Here is a 1,828-nt window from a genome sequence, read left to right as displayed (position 1 = left end):
GACCCAGGTCCACCTGGGCGAGCGCGTCCAGGCCGAACGACTCGAACAGGTCCACCAGGATCCCGATGTCCACCCCGTACGCGCCGGCGAAGGGGATCGACTCGAGAGCCTGTCGGGTCCCGGCGTACTCACCGGCCAGCGGCTGAACGAATCCGGCCAGGGCGGGCCAGTGGATCGCCAGCAGCGGCCGGGCGACGAGCTCGGTCACCCGGCCCCCGCCCGCGGGCAGGACGGTTCGCCCGTCGTCGAGCGGACGCTCGTAGGCGCCCTTGCAGAACACCACCCCGGGCTCGGTGAGCAGCGGTCCCAGCAGGCCGGTCGCGAAGGCGGGGTCGAAGTCGCGCAGGTCGGAGTCGAGGAAGGCGACGACATCGCCGTCTGTGGCGGCGAGGGACTTCCACAGCGCCTCGCCCTTGCCCGGGACGTCTCCCAGTGCGGGCAACACGTCCCCCTGCGCCACCACCCGGGCGCCGGCCGCGCGGGCCACATCCGCTGTGCCGTCGGCGCTGTGGGAGTCGATCACCACCAATTCGTCGATGAGTGGCACCCGCTCGACCAGCTCGGATCGCAGCGCCGCGACGATCACGCCGACCGTCGATTCCTCGTTCCGGGCCGGGAGCACGACGGACACCCGCCGGCCGGCTTTGGCCGCGACGAGGTCCTCGGCGCGGAAGTCACCGGCCAGGTAGGTGCGGCGCACCGACCAGTCGCGGATCGGGTCGACCCGGTCCGCGAGGGGGGTACGCGCGTTCTCGCTCACCTCCGCGATCCTGCCAGAGGTATCCGACGAGCCGCCGCCGTGGGACGAACCCGTTCACCCGGGTGTGCCACGATGCACACTATGGACTTCTCTCCCTCACCCCGCGCGGCCGAGCTCACCGCGGCGGTCCGCGAGTTCATCGACACGCACATCACTCCGGTCGAGCCGGAGATCCATGCCGACATCGCCCGCCGCCGACTGGCCGGCGAGGATCCCTGGGCGGTCGATCCGCGGATCACGGGGCTGCAGACCAGGGCACGCGAGCAGGGACTGTGGAACCTCTTCCTGCCCGCCGGGCACGAGGGCCCCTACGCCGAGCGCTACGGCACCCACGGCGGGACCGGCCTGACCAACACCGACTACGCGCCCGTCGCCGAGGAGATGGGGCGGTCGTTCATCGCCCCCCTGGTGTTCAACTGCAACGCCCCGGACACCGGCAACATGGAGGTGCTGCTCAAGTACGGCTCGCAGGAGCAGAAGGATCGCTGGCTCGACCCGCTCCTGGACGGGAGCATCCGCAGCGCCTTCCTCATGACCGAGCCGGACGTGGCCTCCTCGGACGCCTCGAACATGGCGGCCACCGCGCGGGTCGAGGGCGACGAGGTGGTGCTGGACGGCCGCAAGTGGTGGTCCACCGGCGTCGGCCACCCGGACTGCAAGGTCGGCATCTACATGGGGGTGTCGGATCCGGACGCCCACCGGTACCTGCGGCACTCGATGGTGCTGGTGCCCATGGACGCCCCCGGGGTGCGTGTCGAGCGCATGCTCACCGCACAGGGTGTCTACGACGAGCCGCTCGGCCACGGTGAGGTGTCCCTCGACGGCGTGCGTCTGCCGGTGGAGAACATCATCACCGGCCCCGGGCGGGCCGCCGAGATCGCCCAGGGTCGGCTCGGCCCCGGCCGCGTCCACCACTGCATGCGGCTCATCGGGCTGTCGGAGATGGCGCTCGATCTGGCCTGCCGCCGCGCCTCGGGCCGGGTGGCCTTCGGCAAACCCGTCGTCAACCTGGGCGGGAACCGGGAGCGGCTCGCCGAGGCCCGGATCGCGATCGACCAGGCCCGCCTG

At 71.9% G+C, this 1,828-nt stretch carries 2 protein-coding genes; one reads left to right on the top strand and one right to left on the bottom strand.

Annotated features, from left to right (window positions below; translation table 11 throughout):
* A partial coding sequence (locus tag G6027_RS19040) for a glucosyl-3-phosphoglycerate synthase (protein WP_346995763.1) occupies positions 1–760 on the bottom strand: 760 nt, incomplete at its 3' end.
* Between the two features lie 81 nt (positions 761–841).
* Here G6027_RS19040 and G6027_RS15315 point away from each other — a divergent pair.
* A partial coding sequence (locus G6027_RS15315; RefSeq protein WP_182637919.1) for an acyl-CoA dehydrogenase family protein occupies positions 842–1,828 on the top strand: 987 nt, incomplete at its 3' end.

It is taken from the genome of Dietzia sp. SLG310A2-38A2, assembly GCF_014145095.1.
GTDB lineage: Bacteria > Actinomycetota > Actinomycetes > Mycobacteriales > Mycobacteriaceae > Dietzia.
The sequence above is the reverse complement of the archived record's forward strand: the minus strand, read 5'-3'. Positions and strand labels throughout refer to the sequence as shown.